The organism is Salmonella sp. A7 (assembly GCF_020181675.1).
GTDB classification, from domain to species: domain Bacteria; phylum Pseudomonadota; class Gammaproteobacteria; order Enterobacterales; family Enterobacteriaceae; genus Salmonella; species Salmonella enterica.
In genome coordinates this window covers 2,208,714-2,233,528 of the sequence record NZ_CP084001.1, presented here as the reverse complement: position 1 = coordinate 2,233,528, position 24,815 = coordinate 2,208,714, and the positions used below count along the sequence as shown (strand labels likewise).

Below are 24,815 nucleotides of genomic sequence, written 5' to 3'. Positions count from 1 at the left end.
TGACTAGTCCTGATATAGGTTGACAGTTTTTTGTCTGTAAAACGCCTGATGAACATCATCGGGCGTTTTGTATTTCAGGGCCAGGTGTGGCCGTTCATGGTTATAAATTGCCACGGACTCTTTTACTATTTCCCGCGCTTGCGCCAGGTCTGCTGGACGCGAGAGTAAAAACTCATTTTTCAGTATCCCGTTTATTCTCTCAGCCAGCGCATTCTGGTAGCAGTCGTAACCATCGGTCATTGAACAGGTTATTCCGTTTCGCTCATGAACTGACTGATAAAGTACCGAACAGTATTGCAGTCCTCTGTCAGAGTGATGTACCAGCGGACCTGTCGTTTTTCTCCGCCTCAGAGCCTGCCTGAACGCCTTTACCACATTTTCTGTCTGCAGGTTTCCTCCGACATGGTAACCCACGATTTTTCTGGAGCAGGCATCGGTGACCAGACTCAGATAGGCCGTGCCGCTGCGTAGTGGAAGGTAAGTAATATCGGCGACCCAGACCTGTTCTGGCTCAAGGGCGGTAACCTGTTCAGGGCCGGGTTTCAGCAGATTAGGATGCCGGTAAAAGCGATGATGGCTGTTGGTGGTTTTGTGATATGCCCGTTTCACGGGTACCAGGAGCCGGTATTCACCCAGCAGATTAAACAGACGGTCCCGTCCGATATTCAGCGTGTTATCAGTCTGCATGTTCAGCAGATAGTGCAGTTTACGCGTACCGATTCGCGGCTGACGGCACCGGGTACGGGCAACAAAATCAAGAACCTGAGCATGATGCTCCTGCCGTTTATTACATCTTGTATTGTACTGGTACCACGCCTGTCTGCTGTGCCCCAGGAACTGGCATGCACGCGTAACTGTTATTTTGGGGGCCTGACTTTGCGTGAGGACTTGCCGGGCCGCTTTTTTACAACACTTACCCCGTAATCATTTTTCAGGACGTTGATAACGCACTCAAAAAACTCAGCTTTCTGGTTTGCCAGCTCAAGCTGTTCTTCAAGTTCCCTGATTCTTTGCTCGGGTGTCAGCGGGATAGTTGTCTGAGCCACAGGCAGTTTCCTCTTCACCAGGTCAGGAAGTCCGGGTCTCCAGTCAAGCCGGCCATATTTACGCAGCCAGACAAGTACGGTGGAGCGCCCCTGAATGCCATATCGCTGCTGGGCCTGTTTATAGGTCATCTCGCCTTTTTCGACCTGCTCAACGACGGCTATTTTAAAGGATAGAGGATAATCGCGTTGGGTGCGTTTGAACTCAGTCATCATCACGTTCTCCGGATTTAAGTCTGGAACGTGTCAACGCTATTCAGGACGGGTCATGGAAACAAAAAAAGCCCGAACATTCGTTCGGGCTTGTCAATTTATACGCTGGAAAGCAAAGGTTAACGCAATGGCCCAGCGACAAAATGAATATGTGACAATAAAGGCATATAACAGGCGTAGAATATCGTAACCGAATGATATTGTATAATTTTTATTTCGTATAATACCCCCAAAAGCATTCGTATAAATTATATCTATTTCACTGCGAATTATTTCATTAATTATTGAATTAAACGGTAACATCTCTTTTTAGGTCTTTCCTGACAAGGCATAAATAACGTTTTAACGTCAACTCGCTGATTATTTACGGGGAATGCGCTTAATATTACGCCGTCCTCCCCTGTTGGTAGTCCCCGCAGAGTATCGTGGAGCAGCACCTAAAATGTGACGTATGTCATTGTACATAAAGTGCCTTTAGGGAGTAGAATTTCAGTGGATACTTAAACAGGAGGTTTTATGAACAGAACGATTCTTGTACCCATCGATATTTCAGATTCAGAATTAACTCAACGCGTGATTTCACATGTTGAAGCCGAAGCAAAGATTGACGACGCTAAAGTGCACTTTTTGACTGTAATCCCGTCTTTGCCCTATTACGCTTCACTGGGACTGGCTTATTCAGCAGAGCTCCCCGCAATGGACGATTTGAAAGCCGAAGCCAAATCTCAACTGGAAGCGATTATCAAGAAATTCAACCTTCCCGCGGACCGCGTGCAGGCGCACGTTGCAGAAGGCTCTCCTAAAGATAAGATTCTGGAAATGGCAAAAAAATTACCGGCCGATATGGTGATTATCGCCTCGCATCGTCCGGATATTACTACCTATCTGTTGGGTTCCAACGCCGCAGCCGTTGTGCGTCATGCGGAATGCTCCGTACTGGTGGTGCGCTAAATACCCGAGCCCGCATAAGAGAGTGCGGGCTCAAATCAACCATCATCATCGCCTAGTGACTGACGCTTTTTGAAAACAGATTGATTACGATTACGCCGCAGATGATAAGCAACATGCCAATAATAGCCGGCACATCCAGTTTTTGGCCAAGAAACAACCATCCTATCAATCCAATAAGAACAATCCCTACCCCAGACCAAATGGCATAAATGATACCAGCAGGGATGGTTCGCATTGGGATGGTAAGGCACCAGAACGCGATACAATATCCGATGATGGTAACGAGGCTCGGTACCAGACGCGTAAAACTATCCGATAATTTTAATGAGATCGTGGCGATAACTTCTACCACGATGGCGATAAATAGAAAGATTACAGCTTCTTTAGTCATACATCTCTTCGTTCCGATATTTTTCTGAGCGTGATGACATCTTAATTAATACGGATGACAGAATAAAGACGCTTTTGAACCATTGCGTATCTTGCCATAACATACTTCAAGTTGCATGTGCTGCGGCTGCGTTCCCTTACCCCAGTCACTTACTTGAGTAAGCTCCTGGGGATCCGCTCGCTTGCCGCCTTCCTGCAACTCAAATTATTTAAAGTATAAAAGCAATCTTTTATACACGAGAGATAAAAACAATAAACTTGTTCAGGATTTATGATTACTTAGAAGCGTTTGCCTGCCCCGTATTTTCTGCTTTACCATATGTCCTGTCAATTATACCAACAGGGTCCACTGGTGTTTTTTTTGGCATAACCCAGCCGCTTTCACTGACGCTACCTCGTGTAAGATATTTGACTTTTACCCTAACGATAATAAGATAATGCTCCCTGCTGAACCTGTCGGCAACACTAAGATCGGTGGTATATTCAGGTACGATTCTTCCACTTCGAACCTGCTCTTTGGCTATTTCAGCAGAGACAGGCAATACCTCTACATCGCCCCCCTCAATACCGCCTGCTGTTTTAAAACTAACAATATTTTCAGCCTGCGGACCTATTGTACCTCGGCATAATACAACTTCAGTCTCCCCTGCTGCAGCATCCCCACTCTGGTATTTCTTATAAATACTTTGTACATTTTCTTCTGATGTAGGGTATAAATCTTCTGACAGAGAGGCCAGTATATCTTCCAGTAAGGGGGAATCATCCGTAATATCCAGAAGCTCTTCATCATAACCCGTGTCTCCTTCTCTTAACTCTGAATAAGGCTTATCAATATGGCGAATAAGCCCCCCACCTTTCAGCCCTGACGCCTGATAAAATCTTCCATCAGAAGATCGGTAAAATGTCATGGCTGAATTTTTTCCGCTATCCGAATAGGTTGCCTGATACGTTTCTGAACCGGGTTCTTTAGTTAAAACGAGCTCTCTGTCGCCATATTTTATCGTATTAGGCGCTTCCGATGACAGCGGTGGATATGAGGCTTGTTTTCTGTAGCGTCCCCCTGCCATAGATGTAACGTGTTCAAATAGGCCATCTAACACCTTACCTGCCAGGTTAGGCTCCGTAGTTGGGGCAGGATGATCCTCCGGGAGAGCCCTTTCATATCTCTGTAATTCTTTAACGGGTAAAAAATCATTCTCACCCTCTGAATTACCATTTTTTATCCTATAATCACCAGATGTTACTGCTAATCTTGATGATAATAACAAACCAGTTACTGCAATGTTTTTAATACTCCTGTCCATTTTATGAATGGTTACTGGCTGAAGATGATTGCGGCTATGAGAAGATAAGAAAATTTGCTTTTGAATTTCCTTTCCCTCAAATATAATTTGCTCAGTGCTTTTAGGTGGAACAGTTACGCTATCTACATTAAATAGCTCATGTTCACCACTCATCGTTACCTGAGAAAAACACGACGATGTATGTGCAATTGCAGCGGGATCAATCTCTTTATAAATAACATTGGCGTAAACGTTTGCAACTTCACCGCTTGCATTTAAATGATCGTGCAAAATATGTTTTAGAAATAGATCTAACAACAATTTTTTTGATGTGATTCCATTTACACAGTTGTGAAAGTCAGGGGGAATTGGATAGCCGTTTTGATCAAATGGAAGCGATAAACATCCTCGCCCCCCATCAATATTTTCGTAACTGTAATTTAGAGATATCTTTACCTCGCATTTATTGGTATCTACATCGTCATTGATACTGCGCTCTACTTTATAATTAACCAGCCTACGGAAGGTTGCGCTATTTGAATAATAAAAATCCAATGTTGATTGGATTTCTTCACATATAATTTCATGTGTCGGCTCAAAGAAGAATTCATAAATATTTAAGCTGTTCTTTTCTTCATCTTTGGCCATCTCATCCAGCTTAATATATTCTTCTGGTAAATTAGATATTTGCTCATGAAAGATATCGTCCTGATAAAGTCCATCCAACATTGAAAGGTACGGTATGGTATCCCAACTTCTGATAGCTTGTATCTGTACCGTCTGCTGTGATTCTCTGGTTGATATATCACTTACTGTTATACGCATTACGTTCTCCAGCCAGAATTATGGTATACATCATAAGATGTAGATATCAGGTAGCAATTCTCATCGCAAATAATTTGTCTGAACTGTACATATGAAACAGGCTATTTTTAATTCAATACGACCACCAGAATAGGCAAGAAAATTTTAAATAGTATACGGTAAACTGATCTTACCCAACGATAATTAAACACTCTGCACTATCTTAGTAGATAATAAAATACTGATACCGTATTTTATATCACCAATAAAAGAGCAAAAAGGGTGTGCCGAATATCATTTTACACCTGTCCCGGTTCACCCCACGGAACCACTTGAAACGTACCATCATCAGGACGCAGCAGCGCCTGAATTTCAGTTGAGCCCGTCACTTCTTAACGGACCTGGCTGCATGATGTATACAGTTGACAATATCCGAAGGTACTATCTCTATTAAAACGTGCTGGCATTCGTCGCCGTAATCCGTACCATACGCGACATACTTTTGCCTGCTGGCTGTTGACGGCAGGAGCGAACCCGGCATTTATCGCCAGCCAAATGGGGCATGAAACTGCGCAATGGTGTATGAAATTTACGGTATGTAGATTGATGACATGAACGACGAACAGGTAGCGATGTTGAATGCGCGGTTATCGTAGTTGCAAAGTTCGCCCCATTTAGTACCAGAGAACTGAAATAATGCAAGAAATTCAAAAGAATACAAAAAAAGAGCAATACAACCTCAACAAGTTGCAAAAGCGCCTGCGCCGTAACGTTGGCGAAGCGATTGCCGATTTTAATATGATTGAAGAAGGCGATCGCATTATGGTTTGCCTTTCTGGCGGCAAAGATAGCTATACGATGCTGGAAATTTTACGTAATTTGCAGCAAAGCGCCCCGATCAATTTTTCACTGGTCGCCGTCAACCTCGATCAAAAGCAGCCAGGTTTCCCGGAACATATCCTGCCAGCCTACCTTGAGCAGCTGGGCGTAGAATATAAAATCGTCGAAGAGAACACCTACGGCATTGTGAAAGAGAAGATTCCGGAAGGAAAAACCACCTGCTCGCTGTGCTCGCGTTTGCGTCGGGGTATCCTGTATCGTACGGCGACTGAATTGGGCGCGACCAAAATCGCCCTGGGCCACCATCGCGACGATATTCTGCAAACCCTGTTTCTGAATATGTTCTATGGCGGAAAAATGAAAGGGATGCCGCCGAAGCTGATGAGCGATGACGGCAAACATATCGTGATCCGCCCGCTGGCTTACTGCCGCGAGAAAGATATTATCCGTTTTGCTGAGGCCAAAGCCTTTCCTATCATTCCTTGTAATCTGTGCGGTTCGCAACCCAACCTGCAACGCCAGGTGATTGCCGACATGCTACGCGACTGGGATAAACGCTATCCTGGACGGATCGAGACGATGTTTAGCGCCATGCAGAATGTCGTGCCGTCTCACCTTTGTGACACTAACTTTTTCGATTTCAAAGGGATCACTCACGGTTCCGAGGTCGTCGACGGCGGCGATTTAGCGTTCGATCGTGAAGAGATTCCATTGCAGCCCGCTGGCTGGCAGCCGGAAGAAGATGACACCGCCTTAGAGGCGTTGCGGCTTGATGTTATCGAAGTGAAATAATCTGCAGGCGTCTCAGCACTCCGCTGAGACGCCATGCTATCGATCATTTTAATAGCCGTACCCGGCATGACTTGCCTTTGATCTTCCCGTTTTGCAACTGCTTCCAGGCTTTTTGCGCTACTGCTTGACGTACGGCGACGTAAACGTGCATTGGATGCACGTTAATTTTGCCAATATCCGCCCCGTCTAATCCAATATCGCCGGTCAGCGCGCCCAAAATATCTCCCGGACGCATTTTCGCTTTTTTGCCGCCGTCAATGCATAGGGTAGCCATCTCTGCGGCCAGAGGGAGTAACGGCTGCCGGGCGGGCGCATTCAGCCAGTTCAGCTTGAGTTGCAGCATTTCTGAAAGAATATTCGCCCGCTGCGCCTCTTCCGGCGCGCAGAAACTGATCGCCAGGCCGCTGCTTCCCGCGCGCGCCGTACGGCCAATACGATGGACATGCACCTCCGGGTCCCAGGCCAGTTCATAGTTAACCACCAGTTCGAGCGATTTAATGTCTAATCCTCGCGCGGCAACGTCGGTGGCAACCAGAATGCGCGCGCTACCGTTTGCAAAACGCACCAACGTCTGGTCGCGGTCGCGTTGTTCCAGATCGCCGTGGAGCGCCAACGCGCTTTGTCCTACCGCATTAAGCGCATCACAAACGGCCTGACAATCTTTTTTGGTATTGCAAAATACCACGCAGGACGCTGGCTGATGCTGGCTAAGCAACGTTTGTAGCAGCGAAATTTTTTCATGCGCAGACGTTTCGAAGAACTGTTGTTCGATAGCCGGTAGCGCATCTACCGTATCGATTTCAATACGTATTGGCTGCTGCTGTACACGACCGCTAATCGCCGCGATGGCCTCAGGCCAGGTTGCTGAAAACAATAACGTCTGGCGCGTCGCAGGCGCAAAGCGGATCACCTCATCAATGGCGTCACTGAATCCCATGTCCAGCATTCGGTCTGCTTCATCCATTACCAGAATGTGCAGCGCATCCAGCGATACGGTTTCTTTTTGTAAATGATCCAGCAGGCGCCCCGGCGTCGCGACAATGATATGCGGAGCGTGCTGAAGCGAGTCGCGCTGTGCGCCAAAGGGTTGCCCGCCACACAAGGTCAGAATTTTGGTATTTGGCAGAAAACGGGCCAGGCGACGTAACTCTCCGGCAACCTGATCCGCCAGCTCCCGCGTCGGACACAGCACTAATGCCTGTGTCTGGAACAGAGTGATATCAATTCGATGCAAGAGCCCAAGACCAAACGCCGCCGTTTTGCCGCTACCGGTCCTGGCCTGCACACGCACATCATTTCCCGCCAGAATGACGGGTAATGCTGCGGCCTGAACAGGCGTCATCTCAAGATAGCCCAGCTCAGTAAGGTTATTGAGCTGGGCGGCGGGCAAAACATTCAGGGTTGAAAAAGCGGTCACAATTTACTCTCGCGGTAACGACTCATAGTCAGCAGGCGCGTATCCTCGCAGATCCGCGCGTTTGATGCGACATTTTAATCGGTTCTTCGTCCGGCGGCGGGTCGGGCATCGGCTGAGGACGGGGAAGCGGCTCAGGAATGGGAACAGGGTCAGTGGGAATCGGGTCCGACAAGGACGAGTGTAGATATAATAAGGTCAAAAGACAGCTCATATTACCCTCCAGAATGTCATTCAGACTCTTAAAGGGTAGACGCAGATATTCTACAGGCAAAAAAAAGCCGACTAATCTAAGTCGGCGTCGTACGAATCAATTGTGCTATGCAGTAATTCAAAAAAGGAAGTAAGACAATATGGAGCGCAACGCCCATCGCTTGACGTTGCATTCACCTGCGAGAGAGATATTGCCCCGAATAGGTAGATGGTTTATTGACTTCGCTCAAATTTCTCGGCGTTTTTTCATACGAAATGGTCTGAAAAGCGCTTTTGTTACAACCATTTACTGCGATGCAACCATAAAGTAACACCACCGATCAGGACAACTAACAGAATACAAAACAGAGAAAAGCCGAACCGCCATCCGCCGCCAGGAATACCGCCCAGGTTAACGCCAAATAACCCTGTTAAAAAGGTGCTGGGCAGAAAAACCATCGCCATAAGCGACATGGTATAAGTTCTGCGCGCCAGAGACTCCTGCATCACCTGGGCAATTTCATCCGCCATGATGCCAGTACGCGCGATACAAGCGTCAATTTCATCCAACCCCCTTCCCAGCCTGTCGGCGATATCCTGCATTCTGCGCCGGTGATCGTCGCTCATCCACGGCAGCCGTTCACTCGCAAGCCGGGCATAGACGTCGCGCTGCGGCGCCATATAGCGGCGCATAACAATTAGCTGTTTACGTAGCAATGCGAGGAAACCGCGCGGTGGGATTTGCTGGTCGAGAAGATTATCTTCCAGATCGATAATTTTATCGTGTAGCTCTTCAATAAATTCACTGGCGTGATCGGTTAACGCATCGCACACATCTACTAACCAGCTGCCGCAATCTACGGGCCCGGTGCCCTCCTGCAAATCACTGACCACATCGTCCAGCGCCAGAACCTTTCGCTGACGGGTAGACACAATGAATCGCTCGTCCATATATAAACGCATTGCCACTAATTGATCCGGGCGTTCGTCGGTACTGCCATTAATACAGCGCAGCGTAATGAGCGTCCCTTCCCCCATACGACTTACGCGCGGGCGCGAGCTTTCACCAGCCAGCGCATCACGCACGTTATTGGGGAGTAAAGGCGTTGAAGCCAACCAGCGGGCGCTGTCCGGGTGGGTATAATTAAGATGTAGCCAACAGGGATGCTGACTATCGATCACATCATTATCTTCGAGCGGTTTTACTCCACCACGACCATCCAGTAGCCATGCGAAAACGGCATCCGGCACGTTCACATCCGATCCCTTAATGGCTTCCACAGCGCCTCCACGTTACAACTCTGATGCCGTTAGTCTAGCTTTCGGGAAAGGTTAAGCAATCTCTCATTTTCTCATTGCGCAAAAAGAATTACGGGAACCTGCGAAAAAAGCGCCTTAGCAACAGGCGCTTACCAAACATGTATTATCAGGCCTGGCCGCGCCTGGTGATGGTCGAAAGAGGTGATACATGAGAGCGCGACAGCGCATGTTCACTGTAACCCGGCTGGCTTAAACGAAATTTGTCGGTTTTAGTCTGTAACTCGATCACCTGCGCCTTTAAAACATCCGAAGAAGCAGATAGCGCTTCAACCATTAAGACATTGCTATGAGTTGCGCTTTCCAGATCGCTCAACGCCAGGGTTATCTGGTTAATGCCCTTTTCCTGCTCCCGCGTGGTGGTGGAAATTTCATTCATCAGCACGTTTAATTGCCCGGAGCCGCCAACAATCTCCTGCATATTTTTTTCAGCCTCCTGCACTATGGCGGCCCCCTGCCGCACATTGTCATGCGTAACGTCGATCAGCGCCTTGATACTTTTTGCCGCCTCGGCGCTACGATGCGCCAGATTACGCACTTCCCCGGCCACCACGGAGAAACCTTTTCCATGATCGCCCGCCCGCGCAGCCTCTACCGCCGCGTTAAGCGCCAGAATATTAGTCTGGAATGCGATACCGTCAATCAATGAAATAATCTCCGTCATCTGCGAGGCACAGTCGGTAATAGAACGCATATTTTCTGTAACCCGCACCATTAATTCACCGCCTTTACGGGCGCATTGGGTTGCACAATCCGCCTGTATGCTCGCCATTCGGGTATTATCCGCATTGTTTTTGGTACTCGCCGCCATTTCATCCATACTGGCGGCAGTTTGAATTAACGAGGCCGACTGCTGTTCCGTCTTTACGGATAGCGACATACTGCGCGCCGCCAGTTGTTCGGAAAGGGTCATTGCCGTTTGCGAAGAGGATCTGATTTCACGTACCAGCGCGGAAATATTATCCGACAGGCTATTAATCCCGGGGATGAGTCGCCCGGCGCAATTATTGCCAAATTCGGAGATATGAATAGACAAGTTTCCTGCTGCGACCTCTTCAATACTTTTCTTCACGGTATTAATTGGCACTACCAGATAGCAGGTCATATACCACCAAAGCAGTAATGTCGAGATCAGATAAATGATATTACACGTAATTAAAATAGGGAGATCGTGCAGAAAAGCTATTTGTAAAGTATCCACCAAAAGAAACGTACATACCATGAATAGAATAATGCATGTCCTGACGCTGATATTTCTCAACATTTTTGACGGCCTACAACCAGGATAGGAGACAGGTTTTATTTTTATAGCATTTCAGATATCTATTGCCATTCGTTTCTTTGACATTCTCCATATTCAATACCAGACCATCGCCATTTCCCTTAGTGCAACAGATAAAATCACCTATATTCGCTATGCCAGGATATTCATCCATCCATATTGACAAGTGATGTACTTATCACCATTTTCTGCTTAATAGTTAAGTCGAAAGCCAGTATATTTTAATAGACGCTTAAATAAGCGAATGACTGTTTCTCCGTGTTATTACCGCGGACAGCGTTATCGCCCGTTCTCTTGCAGAATCCTGAGCGTTTGGATGAGGCGTTATATCAGACATAAAATCGGGTTCGCGCGAGCTTGCGCTGGCGGTCCTGTCCGCCAGCGGCAACGATTTACCGACTACGCTTCGCATGGCGCTCCCAGTTATCCTGTTTAGCCTGCACCGTTTTACGTAACGCGACATAACATGCCCCGCCGCCGCCATGGTGCGGCAGCGCCGAACAATAAGCCTGTACATCCTCAAACTCTGTCAACCAGCGGGCCACATAGCTTCGGACGATATTGGCATGCGACTTCGCCTCTCGCCCTTTACCATGAATGATCAGGACATTACGCAACCCCTCCTTTTGCGCCTCCAGGATAAAACGAAACAGCATCTTTCGGCACGTTTCGACCGGCTGGCGTAACAAATTGAGGCTGGCCTGCTGAGGATATTTCCCACTGCGTAACTTGTCGATGACACCCTGCTGCAATCCTTCCCGACGAAACTCCAGCGGTTCATTCAGCGGCAGAATATCCAGAAAGCCCGTCGTCAGGAAATTATCAAGCTGAAGCGTGTCGATACGCTGGGGCGTTTTAAGATTACGCGTTGGCTGCCAGTGTACATCAGTATGGCGTTTCAGCGGCTGGACATCCTCCATGGCGTCAAGAAACAGCGCTTTATCGTCAAGGTTCATGGTTCATCCTCCAGCGTTTTTGCGACTGCCGTTATCATAACCGTGCCCTGTTATAGCAACAACGGTTTACAGTTATTTCCAATAACAGCGACAATGTAAGGCAATTAACCGCCTCGCCCGGCTCTCTTTTTCTCCGCCAACGATATTACTGGCGCTAAATGTGTTATCCCTGACTATCTTTTAAGGAGTATGGTTGCGGGTATTCCTGGCATGATATCTTGTCTCTTACGTTAGATTAAGACGATGTGAGAGAACGGATGCTGAGATTACTTGAAGAGAAGATAGCCACGCCATTAGGACCGTTATGGGTGGTTTGCGATGAGCAGTTTCGACTGCGGGCCATTGAGTGGGAACAGTACCGCGATCGTATGGAGCAACTGCTAAATATCCACTACCGTCACGAAGGCTATGAACGCCTTTCTGCGACTAACCCCGGTGGACTCAGCGATAAGCTTGCAGATTATTTTGCAGGCAATCTCGCCGTAATTGATACCCTGGAAACCGCAACGGGGGGCACACCTTTTCAACGGGAAGTATGGCAGGCGTTGCGCGCTATCCCCTGCGGGCAGGTGATGCACTATGGTCAACTGGCGGCGCAACTGGGACGACCGGGCGCCGCACGCGCAGTCGGTGCTGCGAATGGCGCTAACCCCATCAGTATTGTTGTTCCCTGCCATCGCGTCATCGGGCGTAACGGCACTCTGACCGGATACGCCGGTGGCGTGCAGCGAAAAGAGTGGCTATTACGCCATGAAGGCTATCTTTTATTATGAATATACAGGCAAAAAGTGCCTTATCGGTCACACTTTTATGTAAAGCAACAACAAATAAATTACGTATTTTCAAATAGATAAAAGTATTCATCAAACTTATACTTGAATTATTCCTTCTCCGGGATAGCTCAGACTTACGCGCTCACCAAAAAGATGTTAAAATTGACAAATATCAATTACGGCTTGAGCAGACCTATGATCCCGGAAAAGCGAATTATACGGCGCATTCAGTCTGGCGGTTGTGCTATCCATTGCCAGGATTGCAGTATCAGCCAGCTTTGCATCCCGTTCACACTTAACGAGCATGAGCTTGATCAGCTTGATAATATCATCGAGCGCAAAAAGCCCATTCAGAAAGGGCAAACTCTGTTTAAAGCAGGTGATGAATTGAAATCGCTCTATGCTATCCGCTCCGGAACGATTAAGAGCTACACCATTACCGAGCAAGGCGATGAGCAGATTACTGGATTCCATTTAGCAGGCGACCTGGTGGGTTTTGACGCCATTGGCAGCGGTCATCATCCGAGCTTTGCACAAGCGCTGGAAACCTCAATGGTATGTGAAATACCCTTTGAGACACTGGATGACCTGTCCGGCAAAATGCCTAACCTGCGTCAGCAAATGATGCGTCTGATGAGCGGTGAAATTAAAGGCGATCAGGATATGATCCTGTTATTGTCGAAGAAGAACGCCGAAGAACGTCTGGCTGCGTTTATTTACAACCTGTCCCGCCGCTTTGCGCAGCGTGGTTTTTCACCGCGTGAATTCCGCCTGACGATGACCCGCGGCGATATCGGCAACTATCTTGGCTTAACGGTCGAAACCATTAGCCGTCTGCTGGGGCGTTTCCAGAAAAGCGGCATGCTGGCGGTGAAAGGTAAGTATATTACTATTGAAAACAGCGATGCGCTGGCGGCCCTCGCCGGTCATACCCGCAACGTCGCTTAAACGTCAGCTAAACCATTGATGTTATCTTCTGCCATATCGTTAAATTTTTCTCATTTATTGATCTGGCAGAAGCGCTTCCTCTGTTTCATTCACCATATTTGAGTTACTCTTTAGTTACAAACTGCGATGACAGTTGTAAGGAGACCCTGTATGGCTATGTATCAAAATATGCTGGTGGTCATCGATCCCAATCAGGACGACCAACCCGCATTACGGCGAGCAGTTTATTTGCATCAACGGATTGGCGGCAAAATTAAAGCTTTCCTGCCTATTTACGATTTCTCGTATGAGATGACCACCCTGCTTTCTCCTGACGAACGCACCGCAATGCGTCAGGGCGTAATAAGTCAACGCACAGCCTGGATACGTGAGCAGGCGAAATATTATCTTGAAGCCGGTGTCCCCATTGAAATTAAAGTGGTCTGGCACAATCGTCCCTTTGAGGCCATCATCCAGGAGGTTATCGCCGGCAGTCACGATCTGGTGTTGAAAATGGCGCATCAGCACGATCGACTGGAAGCGGTCATTTTTACCCCTACCGACTGGCATTTGCTGCGTAAATGCCCAAGCCCCGTGTGGATGGTCAAAGATCAGCCGTGGCCAGAAGGCGGCAAAGCCCTGGTCGCCGTGAACCTGGCAAGCGAAGAGCCCTATCACAATGCTCTCAACGAAAAGCTGGTAAAAGAGACCTTACAATTGGCGGAGCAGGTTAATCATACCGAAGTACACCTGGTCGGCGCCTACCCCGTTACGCCAATCAATATCGCCATTGAGCTGCCGGAATTTGATCCCAGCGTGTATAACGACGCCATCAGAGGCCAGCATTTACTGGCGATGAAAGCGCTGCGCCAGAAATTCAGCATTGATGAAAAAGTTACGCATGTAGAAAAAGGCTTGCCGGAAGAAGTTATCCCGGATCTTGCCGAACATCTCCAGGCGGGGATCGTTGTGCTTGGCACCGTTGGACGTACCGGACTCTCGGCCGCGTTTCTGGGGAACACGGCCGAACAGGTCATTGACCATCTGCGCTGCGACCTGTTAGTCATTAAACCTGATGAGTATCAAACACCGGTTGAACTGGACGACGAGGACGATTAATCCCTCTTCTGTCCTGCCGGATGGCGCTGCCATCCGGCCAATACCTCATTCCTGTTACTCATCTCCGCCGAGGAAATAGATCCCCAAAGGAATCGCCAGCAGAATAGTGAACACCAGACTATAAACGAAAATCATTGCCGACTGAATGGCATACATAGAGCTTGTCCACTCGGACAGTGGAATATGATATTGCTCAATCACACCGCCGATAGTCGCGCGCGTTACCACCGATGCCGCAACGATAAACACTGCCAGCAGGCATAACAGAAATTTTTTCCCCTTCGCCGATTTCAGCTTCATCATGATCATAGTATTGTCCTTTACAGATGACTTTGTTACCTGATAGCAACAATACCATGACAATCACGCGATGTCTGCTCCATAAAACGTGACATTGTATTTACATAAAAAGTAAACCGCTGAGATTAAAGCTAATAGCACTATTTCTTCTTTTTACTTATCGATGATCTACGCGTTTATCCTGGGTAAAATACCTGTTAATCAGGTCATTCTGAGCTGTTATCGTAGGAAGGAGCGGAAAACAATAATGTTCACTGAATTTTTTCTCAAAAACGCATTTAATCTGGCGATACTTTTCAGTTGCGGCATGGCGTTGCTGGTCGTGAGATTTTGGCTCAGCCGTAACGTACAGTGGAAGAAAGGATTCACGTTCCATGCGGCACAGTTTTTTATCTACGCGATTATTATTGGGACCATCGGGAGCATCCTGAATAATGCTATTGAAGATTATAATTTGCGTTTTATCTCTTCCGGGGTCATTGATTTTATCTGCACCTCGCTCATTGCGCTTATTCTGACGATAAAACTTTTCCTGATTATTAACCAATTTGAAAAAGCACAGGTCAATAAAGGTAGAGATGTCACCAGTACCCGTATTCTGGCACGGGTCATAAAAATAACCATTATTGTCGCGATTGTCTTACTGTATGGCGAACATTTTGGCATGAGTCTGTCCGGTCTGCTGACCTTTGGCGGTATCGGCGGTATCGCTGTTGGTATGGCGGGCAAAGATGTCCTGAGCAATTTTTTCTCCGGTATTATGCTCTATTTCGATCGCCCCTTCAGTATCGGAGACTGGATTCGTTCTCCTGACAGAAATATCGAAGGTACGGTCGCCGAAATCGGCTGGCGAATTACACGAATTAACACATTCGACCACCGCCCGTTGTACGTGCCTAACTCGGTCTTTTCATCCATTAGCGTTGAGAATCCGGGACGGATGACCAACCGTCGAATAAAAACAGTTATTGGATTACGTTACGAAGATGCCGACAAAATTGGCCTCATTGTTGACGCTATCAGAAACATGCTGCAGGCGCACAGCGATATCGATCAGAAACAGACGCTGTTGGTCTATTTTAATGAATTCGCCGACTCTTCGCTGAATATTATGGTGTATTGCTTTACCAAAACAACAGTATGGCAGGAATGGCTTGCCGTACAGCAGGATGTTTACCTGAAAATTATTGCGATTGTCCAGGAAAACGGCGCTGACTTCGCCTTCCCAAGCCAGACGCTCTATATCGATGACCCGGAGGCCGCGCCTGCGACAAAATAAAAGATAGCCGGTGCCCGAAAATGCTTATCGGGCACCGAGGCTTCCCTGTCCGGATGACGGGTTGTTAGCGCCTTACGGTGATCAACGGCTCTTTTCATTCACCGTCATGGTAAATTCAAGCACCTCATTAGTGTCGTTAACGTAGGCATGAGGCATGTCGGTTCTGGCTACAGCGGAGCAGCCCTCCCGAATAATAAAGCGTCTACCGTTGACTGTTAATGTCAGTGTTCCCTGATTAACAAACAGTAATTCACAGGTGTCTGCCGGATGCCCTGCCGATTCAAACTGTTCACCAGGATGCATTATCCATTGCCAGAGTTCCAGCATATCCGGCCCGCTGGTTCCCGCCATCAGTTTTGCGCTGCCGCCTTTCTCGCCGCGCCACAACACCGGAATAGCATCCCGGTCGATAAGATGGACCATCGGCTCGCTGGCGACGTTGACAAAATCCGCCACGGACACTCCCATTGCCGCCGCGATCTTACATAACAGCGCAATGCTTGGATTGGCTTTACAGCCTTCAATTTCCACCAGCATTCCTTTACTGACGCCGGAACGCCGCGCAAGCTCATCCAGCGACATCTTTTTTTGGCTACGAAATTGTTTGATACGTTGGGAAACAGCTTCATTTATCGTGCTGACGTCGGCGCCCGCCGTGGTCGATAAGTTGACTTTTTTGGTCATTGGTCGATATCATAGAAGAAAATAGTCATTACAGGATTATGCGATGTCTTCTATGTTACCGTCAATCAGCCCGGAACTGGCCCGTATCGCTCCCGGCTTTCGTGCATTAAGTATTAATGTCATTGCCGCTCCGATTCGCGATGCGCAGGTCGGAGAAATCGCGCTAAAAGAGGCCTGTCAGGCCGTAATTAACGGCCAACCGGCGTGGGCACAGGCGCATATAGACGCCTGGAATGCAGTGTTTAAAGCATTCGGCGCAAAACCAAAGCGCACCCCCTGCTCGGCTGAAGCGCTACGAAAACGCGTGTTGAAGGATGGAACAATGGCGGCGCTGGATCCGGTCGTTGATCTTTATAACGCCGTGAGCCTGCGCTATGCCGTACCGGTAGGCGGCGAAAATAGCGCGGCTTATTGTGGATCGCCGCGGCTGGTTTTCGCAGACGGTAGTGAAACATTTGATACTCTGAAAGAAGGACAACCCGCCACCGAGTCGCCAGAACCGGGCGAAGTTATCTGGCGCGATGACAGAGGCGTCACCTGTCGGCGCTGGAACTGGCGTCAGGGAGTACGTACCCGACTAAGCGCTTCAGATAAAGCGATGTGGTTTATCCTTGAAAGCTTGCCGGAAATGCCGGTTGATGAATTGTACGCGGCAGGAAACATGCTGACTGACGGCCTTGAAAAAATGATGCCAGGTTTACGTTTTGAATCCACGTTGATAGGTGTTTGATTGATATTGCGTAACAGGAGAAATACCATGTCGCTGTTTCTGACAAGTTTTATTTTCGAAAAAAAAGAGTACGACGAAGAGTTTTATCAACTGGATGGCTGGATTGAGCGCTATACGCAGTCTATTGATGGCTATATTGGGATGGAAAGCTATACCGATGCCGCCAGCGGAAGAATGGTTAATAATTATTACTGGCAGACCCGCGAATCAATGGAGCTATTGATAAATAATTTACAGCACCAGCAGGCCAAATCACAAAGTCATAAGTGGCTTTCCGGTTACCAGACGATTATTGCAGAAATTCAGGGGTGCCATAACGTTAACCTGCCCCATCCGCTGGCATCATTTTCAGTTCCTTATGCGTGATGCAATAGTATATGTATTAAATGTGGGGGCACACAAGAGAATGCCTGCGCCCCTGCATTGCCGGTTATTCGGTTCTCTGTGCAGGGGCGTGCTGATATAAGTGATTAGTAAACAGGAAGATGAGTGATATCTCGTGGTACACTAACACGCGTAACCACATTGTTTTCATCGCACTCTATCAACGCTCTGGCAAAAATACTGAGCTCATTAATTTTCAGCCCGGAATTATCCAAAAACTGGCGGCAAGCGTAGTCAGAAAAAAAGGTTATGCCGGGATGAATATCATGTTCCCGAATAAAACGGGCCTGAGCAAATGGCGTATCCATACTCAGCACATATACCGCCCGGTTTGAGTGGCTACCCGCTGATTTAAGGCGGTCACTATAGTCTTTTACCTGCCATTCACAAACCGGCGTATCCAGTGACGGGACGACAATAATCCGCTTTTTTATCCCCGGGATACAGTAACCCGGTAATAAATTATGGCTCACCAGCCCCTTTGTGCAGGGTAATGGTTTGCCTTCAGCCAGTATACCGGGTTTGAGGGTCAGCTGCGTTTTGCCAAAGGTGACAGCGTGTTCCTGACCCAATGAAATATAATCTTGTGTTGTTGCTGGTGTCATAAAAAGTTCTCCTTTTAACGTTTGTATTATTTTAGCCATAATAATTATTTAGCAATCTACTAAAGAACCAAGTCAACATCCATAATAAGAGCAGTGAAATAAAAGCCAACCCATTATTCATTGCTGTTTTTACTCTACTTTTTTATTGTCCCGGAGATAGTAAATTTATCTTTAATCAATTCCCCAAAATATTTATATGTCAATTTCAACTCTCCATTTGAACCTCCATTATAAGTTACCGTCTGAAGATACTCTCCGGGATTACCCCCGGCTTTGATATCGCATCGACTATTCCAACTTCCTGTTGGAAAATGCCCACACTGGAGATTGAGATTAGATATGGGGTTATTATTTATATCTTTAACAATAATTTTCACAACAGCACTCTCTCCTGGCATCAGTAAAGATTTATCTGCACTAATGACAGATAAATCTTTACTCAATTTAACTATACGTTTTGTTTCAATAGAATGGAGTTCAGAAACCATCGGCACAGGCGTATATCCTGGTGCTGAGACCATATCTGTTTCGTTATAATGCTCAATTCTTATCTTCGAACCTACATTATCCTCGCTGATAACAATTTCATATTTACACGGCTTTTCACGTAGAAGCTCATGCTGTGAGTCATCTTTCTCAACGCGATAATACGTACATACTGTGGTAGCCGTTTCATTAGCTTGATATTTTTCAGAATCAAGATCACTGACTCTCCCAACCATTCTTGCTTTTAAAAGCATGCCTGGTATAGGTATATATGATTCAAAATATCCATAATACCCATTCAATTCCAACCCATAATCACTCAACGGCGAACTAGGCCTGTGCCCAACGCTCGGCGCCGTAGGAGGAGAAAACATCCCGACGGTTGCCGCGGACGTTGTCGACGAATCCGCCAAGACGCTTATCGACGCAGCCGCCAGAAGCAGGCTATAGATAATAAGATTATGTTTCGACATACGCACTGTTGATCCTTTTTAAAACATTAATTCGCATCAGATGCTGCGGTAGAACTCTTAGCATTTTCTTTATCAGAAATAATTCTGACGCGAATATATTTATTCTGTAGCGATTCCCCGTTAAGGCTATAAGGGATAAGCCAGGTGGCTTTTGTCGCCCCCGGTACGGATTGCCAGGATTTCATTTCATCCGAGATTTCCCACTGATAATTAAACGCATCAGTACAGTCCGTGTTATTTATACAAAGCGTTCTGGCTCGCATTTCCGTTCCGACGACTGGCGCGGTAACGCTTCCGTTGGCTTCTTCAGTACCCGGCGTAAAAAGCACCTCCACAGAAGTGACCTTCTGCGCAATACTGTCTGACTGCGCTTGTAGTAGTACGGTACCCTTCACCGGATGTTTATCGTCTGGTCCGCTTGCTTCAATATGTAATTTGAGCGAGCGGGCATCATCGCCGATATGGGTCACCAGAACCCGTTCAACCCAATGGCCGTCACGCTCTCTACCACCGAGTGCTTTAAATGCCAGACCCGGCGTATCTGATTGATACTTAATATTACGTGGTTTGAGCGACGCCCACTCCTCTTCAGAGCGCTCGCGCACGTAGTGCCACTCAATAACCTTCCCCTCTTCTCCGGCGGGAAGCGGCGTACTGACAACAAAGTTGCCATCCTCAACCTGAACATCGTCATTGATAACATTTATCCAGGAACGGAAACTGGTCTCATCCTGTGTCACCCTTACCGGGATACGCTCGGAGGTCACGCGAGTACCCCGGCTGTCAGTCACCGTTAAATAAAGGCTATACTCCTGACCGTCGGTCGCCGTCAGCGGAAGTTGTGGAAGGATAAGGCCGCTGCCCAGACTCCCCTGAAGCTGGAGCCCGGCGAGAAGCTCCGCATCACCCGACCACTCAACTTTCTCAATCGGGTAACGGCTATCTACCGTCGCCATTAATGTCACCAGCGTCCCGGACAGGCCTGACACAGGCATTGCCGTAATGCGGATTTTACTGGCCTGCTCCCGATACGCCATGACGATATCGTAATTACGATCGACAAAGGCACGCCGATTAGTCGTATTCGACGGCGCCCCAACGTTGCGGTAATCAAGCTGTTCATGTAACGGCGTACCGAAGGAATAGTTGACTCTCAGACCGCCCTCAGCCTGCGATCCGCCGTTACCGGCGTCCCGATATCCTGCTCTGACCTCAAGCAAGGGGACAGGATTCCAGACCAGAGCCGCACCTGCGGCGCGGGGATTCCGGCTTAATGTACCGTTACCCAATAGATCAACTTTATCCCCGTAATACTGTTCATATGTCAGCTCGCCACTGAACCAGGGAAAATCGGGAAGCGTGCCTTTTGTTCGCAGATCAAAGCCATATGCCGGACGCTCATCATGTAATTCATGAACTGCTGACGTTTTCCAGCCGGTGAGAGGGAAATAATAGTTGCCGGAAAAGGCCAGACTGTCTTTATAAACTTCCCCGCCAATGCCGCCACGTAAGTGGGAATAACGGATGTCGGCATCCAGAAATGTATTGACGCCGAGCAGCCATCCATTGACCTCCTGGCGATAACCCACACCAACGTTAACATAGGTGCGGCCATCGAAACTGCTGCTGTCGTGGTCGCGAAAGCCAAGCTGGCCAAAGAGTAAAGACGATGTTGTTTCCTCGACGGGAATAAACATATCGAACTCTGATGAGCGATATTTCGCGCCATCTTCAAGATTGACGCCACCACGGAAAATAATCTCCGGAAAAGCGCTCTTCATCCCCTCGTTCACCAAATGATTAGCGGCTTGCCCTGGTAATGCCTTTATTTTTCCTTTGGCATAATCCTCCAGCGTCCCCTCCTGCAGATGCGGAGAAATAGACGATGCCGTCCCCGCAATCCACGACTGAATTTCATTATCGCTATCAGCGATGACCGGGAGTGAAATCTGACTGGTAACAATGGCCCAGGTTATATATTTAGTAATGGGTTTTTTAGAAAAAACCACTTTATTGTCTCCTGCTATATCCCCCTGCCTGGCAGAGGGAGTATTAAAATAAGATGTTTATTTGGCGATAACCATCAGCGACGGATAGCGCGTTTATTCTCCGGCGTGGCTTTCGTCGTTTTAGGCGTAACGTGGACACGGAACAGTTTATTCTGCTCAGTTCCCTTAATAATATATTTATGTTTTTCAGCGTTGGTATTATTCAGATCGGTGAACTTATCTGGTGTCCCGGCATCCGCCATCTGCCAGGTAAAGTTATAATTACTGACCTCACACTCAGCCGCCGCTGTGGCGGCACATTCCAGTACCGCTTCAAGGGTGCCGCCCACCACTGGGGTGTTGGCGTCATTGGTACCGTTGAGTTCATCAGTTGGTTTACCACTTTCATTCACCACATTGATAGTGACAGAACGTAGCTTATTAGAAATCGTACCGTCTGCGGCGGAGTCGCCGCCCACGCCAGAAGATGAAGAAGTTAATAAGACAGTGGCAGGCAAGAATGCACTATCCGGCGTCCCCGTTGCCGTCTTAATCCGGTAAACGATTTTAATTTTTTTACCGCCTGCATCAGCAGGAATGGTAAAAGCCGTCCCGGTTGCCGCCGGGGTTCCAGAAGGATCGGCAGCCTCATTATCCACCAGGTACCATTTAATATCGTCGGCATTATTCATTTTATCCAGCGATAAGGGATCCCCATCCTCATCCCTAATAAAAACATCCGCTATCTGGAGGGTTGAACCGGTCGTCAGTTCCCCAGACACTTCTATCTTTTTTGCATTAGTAGTTGCCACAGGACGGTGACCAACAGAAGCAGGTGTAGCAGAAGAAGCCATATCATTGGCTCTGGTATTCGCCACCGCCTCTACTGAGACCACGGATGCACAAATCGCTAACGCTAATAAAGATTTTTTGAAGTACAAAACAATTCCCTTTTATTAAATCATTAGAAATAATTACGAGATTTATAATCTCACGAGCTAAAAATTCAGGGTTATTCAATCATTTTAACCCCCTGTGAAATTATGCCCTTCGCCATGCTAATTACTTAGCTTTACTGGCAAAAACCGATCTCCAAGTGTAAAGTTTATTCAAAAACGTCAAGCAATTTAAATATTTCTTGTTTTGCCAGAAAAGCTAACAACCCCACTAGTTTAATAACACAGTATGTCAAATACCTTAAATGTTTATATTTTCGGCTTCAATAAAGAGGAATGATGATGAAAAAAGCCATAATAATCTCAGTATTAGAGCAAATAGAAAAAAATATTGAAGAGAGGATTGATATTGAAAAGCTGGTTGTTATAACAGGTTATTCGCGAAGGAGTTTGCAGGATTTTTTTAAAGAAAAGTGTGGAGTCTCTATCGGAAAATATATCAGACAACGCAAGTTGAGCAGAAGCGCCACTCTGCTAAAGCTAACCTCTCAGTCGGTCACAGATATCGCGTTCAGAATGGGGTTTGATTCAGTGCAGTCCTATAGTCGAGAGTTCAAAAAGACATTTGGTGTCAATCCCAATAACTATCGCAAGGCTGATTTCTGGGATCTCAGAAACCTACGGCCTCCCTACTGGCTTGACTGTGATGAGCATTATCAGTTCGAAATTTGTCAGCTTACGTCAAAAGAAATTTTCGGATTTCAAACATCTCATCAGATCGCAACAAATGACCTTCCTAAAAAAGCGTCGCCTATAAAATGGAAAATCATTCATGAGACGCTCAGAACGTGGGGCGAAAATGTGTATTGTCTCTCGTCTTTTAAGCCGGATAATACCAATGACCAGGTCATCGCCGTAAGCAGTTTTTTTGGTATGGAACATAATTCCGTCGATGGAGGCAAAATACCCATGTCGAGGGTAATAAAATGTGGTAAATATGCAAAATTCCATTTCGTTGGTCATAAGGAAAAATATCAACAATTTTCCAATACAATATATATGTGTATATTGCCAAAACTGAATCTTATCAGGAGAGAAGGAGAAGATATTGAATACTTCCATTTGGCATCCGTCCAAAAGCAACAGAATAATGAATCCATTGTCGATCTTTATTATTATATCCCTGTACTGTAATGACTTCGTACCATCCACGTATTTCATCTGAAAAGCCTTCTCTTTTCAGAGCGGTAATAAAACTCTCAGTATTGATTCTGATAAAATAAGTGACTATTAAATAAGTTAACATTTTGAAAGGATTGAGAAAATAACTTGTTGTCACGCAACACCGGAGCCAGGTTTCTGACAGTACTGTACGGTGTAGTGATCAGGTAATATTGGCTACAGTTTACGGTAAAAGCAAAGTCCATACTTTAACTATTAATGGGAGTATGCTGGCCGGGCGGCCTGCGGGGCCTTCATACTCCCACATCTATAATGTTGGTATGATTACATTCTCTCTATACTTTCCTGTGCTAACCTTTTATCTCGTTGAGATAACGTTTAATTAAAATGTTCTCTTTTTGATGTACATTATAAGAGGAGACATTATTCATATTTTCGAAATCAGGGCAGACGATATGTATACAACCATCAGAAACTCAGCGCTAGCAATGGTAGCTTGTTTTTCGTATATCGCACATGCCAGTACCCACCCTCCTCTTATTATCACCAGGGGAGCCGGAGGAGACGCCTCCGGAGCCACAGTCATTCATGATAATTGGCGGCATGGCACTCCTGACCTGGTCAATCTTACCGATATCCCCATAGATAAAATCAGACCAGAAAAATACAGTTGCGTACTGATTATTGGGCAAGGAGCTATAAAAGAAATGCTTCTTGCGAACAATGCCTCAGCAATACTTTCCGGAAAAACTGTTGGTCTGTATACTCATCTGATCGATCAGAACACGCTCAGATTACTTCGGCAATTGCAGAACAAAGTGAGATTCAATCTCTTTTTTACCCGTTCACAGATAACTCTACTAAAACTAAGGAACATTTCAGAATATAATTTTTTGAGTTCTAAAATAAATAATGTCTGGGGACAAGACTCACTAGCAATTGAAACGGTGGCACCTGACAGGGGTAATATACCGGAAAAAGCCCTTCCCCTCAAAACAACAGATTATGTGATCTGGCTGGGTGGAAACTATACTACCTCCTTTGGTACGCAGCGTATCTTCACAAACGATCAGATTGTTGTAGCTCTGAAACCACTACATAATGTTATTTCATCAAACGCATCGATTGCTATTATGCTTTCACCACGTTTTTTTGATAATAGCATGAGTAAAGAAGCAAAAGTTAAACGACTGAAGGCAGTGCTTAACACCTTTTCGCGAAACAGGGTCACATTTTATATGAGTAAGGAGATGCTTGCTAATCTGAAAGAATTTGATTTGCCTGTTCAACTATCCCCTTCTTACGCGGAGCTGATGCGAATGCCCTGGGCCAGCGCTACCCAGCATTTTGCTTCTGTGGATCAATATAACCTGTTTGCTGATCTCATACCTAAAGTCACGCCGTTTCTTCTTGAACCGAATGATGCCGATCAAGCTCTCTATGCGACGGATTATCTTAATACCCGGCGTGTAAGTCTGACCCAAAATATTCTTAACCATGGTTGTGACTAAA

23 protein-coding genes and 1 pseudogene are annotated in these 24,815 nt (G+C 46.8%); 11 read left to right on the top strand and 13 right to left on the bottom strand.

Going from position 1 to position 24,815, the window contains the following annotated elements:
* Positions 1–3: 3 nt before the first annotated feature.
* A protein-coding gene (locus LCS67_RS10970; RefSeq protein WP_094965387.1) for an IS3-like element ISSen1 family transposase occupies positions 4–1,259 on the bottom strand; the annotation gives its coding sequence in 2 pieces (ribosomal slippage) (positions 4–908 and positions 908–1,259; 1,257 coding nt in all).
* Between the two features lie 513 nt (positions 1,260–1,772).
* Between LCS67_RS10970 and uspF the strand changes: the two genes are divergently transcribed.
* Positions 1,773–2,207, top strand: a complete 435-nt coding sequence (uspF, locus tag LCS67_RS10965) for a universal stress protein UspF (protein ID WP_001082296.1) — start codon at positions 1,773–1,775, stop codon at positions 2,205–2,207.
* A gap of 52 nt (positions 2,208–2,259) precedes the next feature.
* Here the strand turns inward: uspF and LCS67_RS10960 are convergent, their stop codons facing one another.
* Together LCS67_RS10960 and LCS67_RS10955 are read right to left on the bottom strand one after the other, a co-directional pair.
* Positions 2,260–2,598: an SMR family transporter gene (locus LCS67_RS10960; protein WP_000159242.1), complete on the bottom strand. Its 339-nt coding sequence runs from the start codon at positions 2,596–2,598 to the stop codon at positions 2,260–2,262.
* Positions 2,599–2,872: 274 nt separating this feature from the next.
* Positions 2,873–4,705 carry a DUF4765 family protein gene (locus LCS67_RS10955; protein WP_001223393.1) on the bottom strand — a complete coding sequence of 611 codons (1,833 nt, stop codon included), beginning with the start codon at positions 4,703–4,705 and terminating at the stop codon, positions 2,873–2,875.
* 429 nt (positions 4,706–5,134) lie between these two features.
* Here LCS67_RS10955 and LCS67_RS10950 point away from each other — a divergent pair.
* Together LCS67_RS10950 and ttcA are read left to right on the top strand one after the other, a co-directional pair.
* Positions 5,135–5,286 (top strand): annotated as a pseudogene (locus tag LCS67_RS10950) (tyrosine-type recombinase/integrase); the annotation flags it as partial.
* A gap of 94 nt (positions 5,287–5,380) precedes the next feature.
* Positions 5,381–6,316: a tRNA 2-thiocytidine(32) synthetase TtcA gene (gene ttcA / locus LCS67_RS10945; RefSeq protein ID WP_031568355.1), complete on the top strand. Its 936-nt coding sequence runs from the start codon at positions 5,381–5,383 to the stop codon at positions 6,314–6,316.
* Between the two features lie 43 nt (positions 6,317–6,359).
* Here ttcA and dbpA read toward each other — a convergent pair whose 3' ends face one another.
* The 4 genes from dbpA to smrA all read right to left on the bottom strand — a co-directional run bounded on the left by dbpA (position 6,360) and on the right by smrA (position 11,477).
* The gene (dbpA, locus tag LCS67_RS10940; protein WP_031568353.1) at positions 6,360–7,733 is read right to left on the bottom strand and encodes an ATP-dependent RNA helicase DbpA; all 1,374 of its coding nucleotides are present in this window, start codon (positions 7,731–7,733) and stop codon (positions 6,360–6,362) included.
* Between the two features lie 486 nt (positions 7,734–8,219).
* Positions 8,220–9,203 carry a zinc transporter ZntB gene (gene zntB, locus LCS67_RS10930; RefSeq protein ID WP_000387374.1) on the bottom strand — a complete coding sequence of 328 codons (984 nt, stop codon included), beginning with the start codon at positions 9,201–9,203 and terminating at the stop codon, positions 8,220–8,222.
* Between the two features lie 145 nt (positions 9,204–9,348).
* A complete protein-coding gene (locus LCS67_RS10925) occupies positions 9,349–10,503 on the bottom strand; it encodes a methyl-accepting chemotaxis protein (RefSeq protein WP_000945624.1) in 1,155 nt (384 codons plus the stop codon).
* A gap of 410 nt (positions 10,504–10,913) precedes the next feature.
* The gene (smrA, locus tag LCS67_RS10920) at positions 10,914–11,477 is read right to left on the bottom strand and encodes a DNA endonuclease SmrA (RefSeq protein WP_001046799.1); all 564 of its coding nucleotides are present in this window, start codon (positions 11,475–11,477) and stop codon (positions 10,914–10,916) included.
* Between the two features lie 257 nt (positions 11,478–11,734).
* Between smrA and ogt the strand changes: the two genes are divergently transcribed.
* The 3 genes from ogt to uspE all read left to right on the top strand — a co-directional run bounded on the left by ogt (position 11,735) and on the right by uspE (position 14,296).
* The gene (ogt, locus tag LCS67_RS10915; protein ID WP_000945034.1) at positions 11,735–12,250 is read left to right on the top strand and encodes a methylated-DNA--[protein]-cysteine S-methyltransferase; all 516 of its coding nucleotides are present in this window, start codon (positions 11,735–11,737) and stop codon (positions 12,248–12,250) included.
* A 195-nt stretch (positions 12,251–12,445) separates the two neighbouring features.
* Positions 12,446–13,198 (top strand): fumarate/nitrate reduction transcriptional regulator Fnr, encoded by a 753-nt coding sequence (gene fnr / locus LCS67_RS10910; protein ID WP_000611914.1) that lies wholly within the window; start codon positions 12,446–12,448, stop codon positions 13,196–13,198.
* 150 nt (positions 13,199–13,348) lie between these two features.
* Positions 13,349–14,296, top strand: a complete 948-nt coding sequence (gene uspE, locus LCS67_RS10905) for a universal stress protein UspE (protein ID WP_001262138.1) — start codon at positions 13,349–13,351, stop codon at positions 14,294–14,296.
* 54 nt (positions 14,297–14,350) lie between these two features.
* Here uspE and LCS67_RS10900 read toward each other — a convergent pair whose 3' ends face one another.
* The gene (locus LCS67_RS10900) at positions 14,351–14,605 is read right to left on the bottom strand and encodes a DUF2534 family protein (RefSeq protein ID WP_000605645.1); all 255 of its coding nucleotides are present in this window, start codon (positions 14,603–14,605) and stop codon (positions 14,351–14,353) included.
* Positions 14,606–14,843: 238 nt separating this feature from the next.
* On the opposite strand from LCS67_RS10900, the gene LCS67_RS10895 reads away from it, so the two are divergent.
* Complete coding sequence (locus tag LCS67_RS10895; RefSeq protein ID WP_000493671.1) at positions 14,844–15,875, top strand: mechanosensitive ion channel family protein; 1,032 nt, start codon at positions 14,844–14,846, stop codon at positions 15,873–15,875.
* A gap of 81 nt (positions 15,876–15,956) precedes the next feature.
* On the opposite strand, the gene LCS67_RS10890 is transcribed toward LCS67_RS10895, so the two are convergent.
* Entirely contained in the window at positions 15,957–16,559 is a 603-nt protein-coding gene (locus tag LCS67_RS10890) for a helix-turn-helix domain-containing protein (protein WP_000163368.1), read from the bottom strand.
* A gap of 43 nt (positions 16,560–16,602) precedes the next feature.
* Here LCS67_RS10890 and LCS67_RS10885 point away from each other — a divergent pair, with 43 nt between their 5' ends.
* A complete protein-coding gene (locus tag LCS67_RS10885; RefSeq protein ID WP_023220563.1) occupies positions 16,603–17,289 on the top strand; it encodes a B3/4 domain-containing protein in 687 nt (228 codons plus the stop codon).
* Positions 17,290–17,316: 27 nt separating this feature from the next.
* A complete protein-coding gene (locus LCS67_RS10880) occupies positions 17,317–17,655 on the top strand; it encodes an antibiotic biosynthesis monooxygenase family protein (protein ID WP_000051812.1) in 339 nt (112 codons plus the stop codon).
* 104 nt (positions 17,656–17,759) lie between these two features.
* Here LCS67_RS10880 and LCS67_RS10875 read toward each other — a convergent pair whose 3' ends face one another.
* The 4 genes from LCS67_RS10875 to zirU form a co-directional block, all read right to left on the bottom strand.
* Complete coding sequence (locus tag LCS67_RS10875) at positions 17,760–18,317, bottom strand: redoxin family protein (RefSeq protein ID WP_001062618.1); 558 nt, start codon at positions 18,315–18,317, stop codon at positions 17,760–17,762.
* Positions 18,318–18,412: 95 nt separating this feature from the next.
* Entirely contained in the window at positions 18,413–19,237 is an 825-nt protein-coding gene (locus LCS67_RS10870; protein ID WP_001611639.1) for a ZirS family two-partner secretion-like system exoprotein, read from the bottom strand.
* A gap of 26 nt (positions 19,238–19,263) precedes the next feature.
* A complete protein-coding gene (gene zirT / locus LCS67_RS10865) occupies positions 19,264–21,246 on the bottom strand; it encodes a two-partner secretion translocator ZirT (RefSeq protein WP_057393913.1) in 1,983 nt (660 codons plus the stop codon).
* Positions 21,247–21,320: 74 nt separating this feature from the next.
* Entirely contained in the window at positions 21,321–22,166 is an 846-nt protein-coding gene (gene zirU / locus LCS67_RS10860) for a two-partner-like secretion system exoprotein ZirU (RefSeq protein WP_000273676.1), read from the bottom strand.
* 291 nt (positions 22,167–22,457) lie between these two features.
* Between zirU and LCS67_RS10855 the strand changes: the two genes are divergently transcribed.
* Both LCS67_RS10855 and LCS67_RS10850 read left to right on the top strand, forming a co-directional pair.
* Positions 22,458–23,315, top strand: coding sequence for a GyrI-like domain-containing protein (locus tag LCS67_RS10855; protein ID WP_077909923.1), 858 nt, complete (start codon positions 22,458–22,460; stop codon positions 23,313–23,315).
* A gap of 389 nt (positions 23,316–23,704) precedes the next feature.
* On the top strand, positions 23,705–24,814 hold the full coding sequence (locus LCS67_RS10850) for a hypothetical protein (protein WP_000275489.1): 1,110 nt from the start codon (positions 23,705–23,707) through the stop codon (positions 24,812–24,814).
* Position 24,815: the final 1 nt, after the last annotated feature.

What these genes read in the sequence shown, in the direction of transcription:
- LCS67_RS10955 (WP_001223393.1), bottom strand. Translation starts at nt 4,705, where the DNA reads ATGCGTATAACAGTAAGTGATATATCAACCAGAGAATCACAGCAGACG.
- LCS67_RS10855 (WP_077909923.1), top strand. Translation starts at nt 22,458, where the DNA reads ATGATGATGAAAAAAGCCATAATAATCTCAGTATTAGAGCAAATAGAA.
- LCS67_RS10925 (WP_000945624.1), bottom strand. Translation starts at nt 10,503, where the DNA reads ATGTTGAGAAATATCAGCGTCAGGACATGCATTATTCTATTCATGGTA.
- LCS67_RS10890 (WP_000163368.1), bottom strand. Translation starts at nt 16,559, where the DNA reads ATGACCAAAAAAGTCAACTTATCGACCACGGCGGGCGCCGACGTCAGC.
- LCS67_RS10880 (WP_000051812.1), top strand. Translation starts at nt 17,317, where the DNA reads ATGTCGCTGTTTCTGACAAGTTTTATTTTCGAAAAAAAAGAGTACGAC.
- LCS67_RS10900 (WP_000605645.1), bottom strand. Translation starts at nt 14,605, where the DNA reads ATGATCATGATGAAGCTGAAATCGGCGAAGGGGAAAAAATTTCTGTTA.
- LCS67_RS10895 (WP_000493671.1), top strand. Translation starts at nt 14,844, where the DNA reads ATGTTCACTGAATTTTTTCTCAAAAACGCATTTAATCTGGCGATACTT.
- uspF (WP_001082296.1), top strand. Translation starts at nt 1,773, where the DNA reads ATGAACAGAACGATTCTTGTACCCATCGATATTTCAGATTCAGAATTA.
- smrA (WP_001046799.1), bottom strand. Translation starts at nt 11,477, where the DNA reads ATGAACCTTGACGATAAAGCGCTGTTTCTTGACGCCATGGAGGATGTC.
- LCS67_RS10960 (WP_000159242.1), bottom strand. Translation starts at nt 2,598, where the DNA reads ATGACTAAAGAAGCTGTAATCTTTCTATTTATCGCCATCGTGGTAGAA.
- uspE (WP_001262138.1), top strand. Translation starts at nt 13,349, where the DNA reads ATGGCTATGTATCAAAATATGCTGGTGGTCATCGATCCCAATCAGGAC.
- ttcA (WP_031568355.1), top strand. Translation starts at nt 5,381, where the DNA reads ATGCAAGAAATTCAAAAGAATACAAAAAAAGAGCAATACAACCTCAAC.
- LCS67_RS10875 (WP_001062618.1), bottom strand. Translation starts at nt 18,317, where the DNA reads ATGGCTAAAATAATACAAACGTTAAAAGGAGAACTTTTTATGACACCA.
- LCS67_RS10885 (WP_023220563.1), top strand. Translation starts at nt 16,603, where the DNA reads ATGTCTTCTATGTTACCGTCAATCAGCCCGGAACTGGCCCGTATCGCT.
- ogt (WP_000945034.1), top strand. Translation starts at nt 11,735, where the DNA reads ATGCTGAGATTACTTGAAGAGAAGATAGCCACGCCATTAGGACCGTTA.
- LCS67_RS10850 (WP_000275489.1), top strand. Translation starts at nt 23,705, where the DNA reads ATGTACATTATAAGAGGAGACATTATTCATATTTTCGAAATCAGGGCA.
- fnr (WP_000611914.1), top strand. Translation starts at nt 12,446, where the DNA reads ATGATCCCGGAAAAGCGAATTATACGGCGCATTCAGTCTGGCGGTTGT.
- LCS67_RS10870 (WP_001611639.1), bottom strand. Translation starts at nt 19,237, where the DNA reads ATGTCGAAACATAATCTTATTATCTATAGCCTGCTTCTGGCGGCTGCG.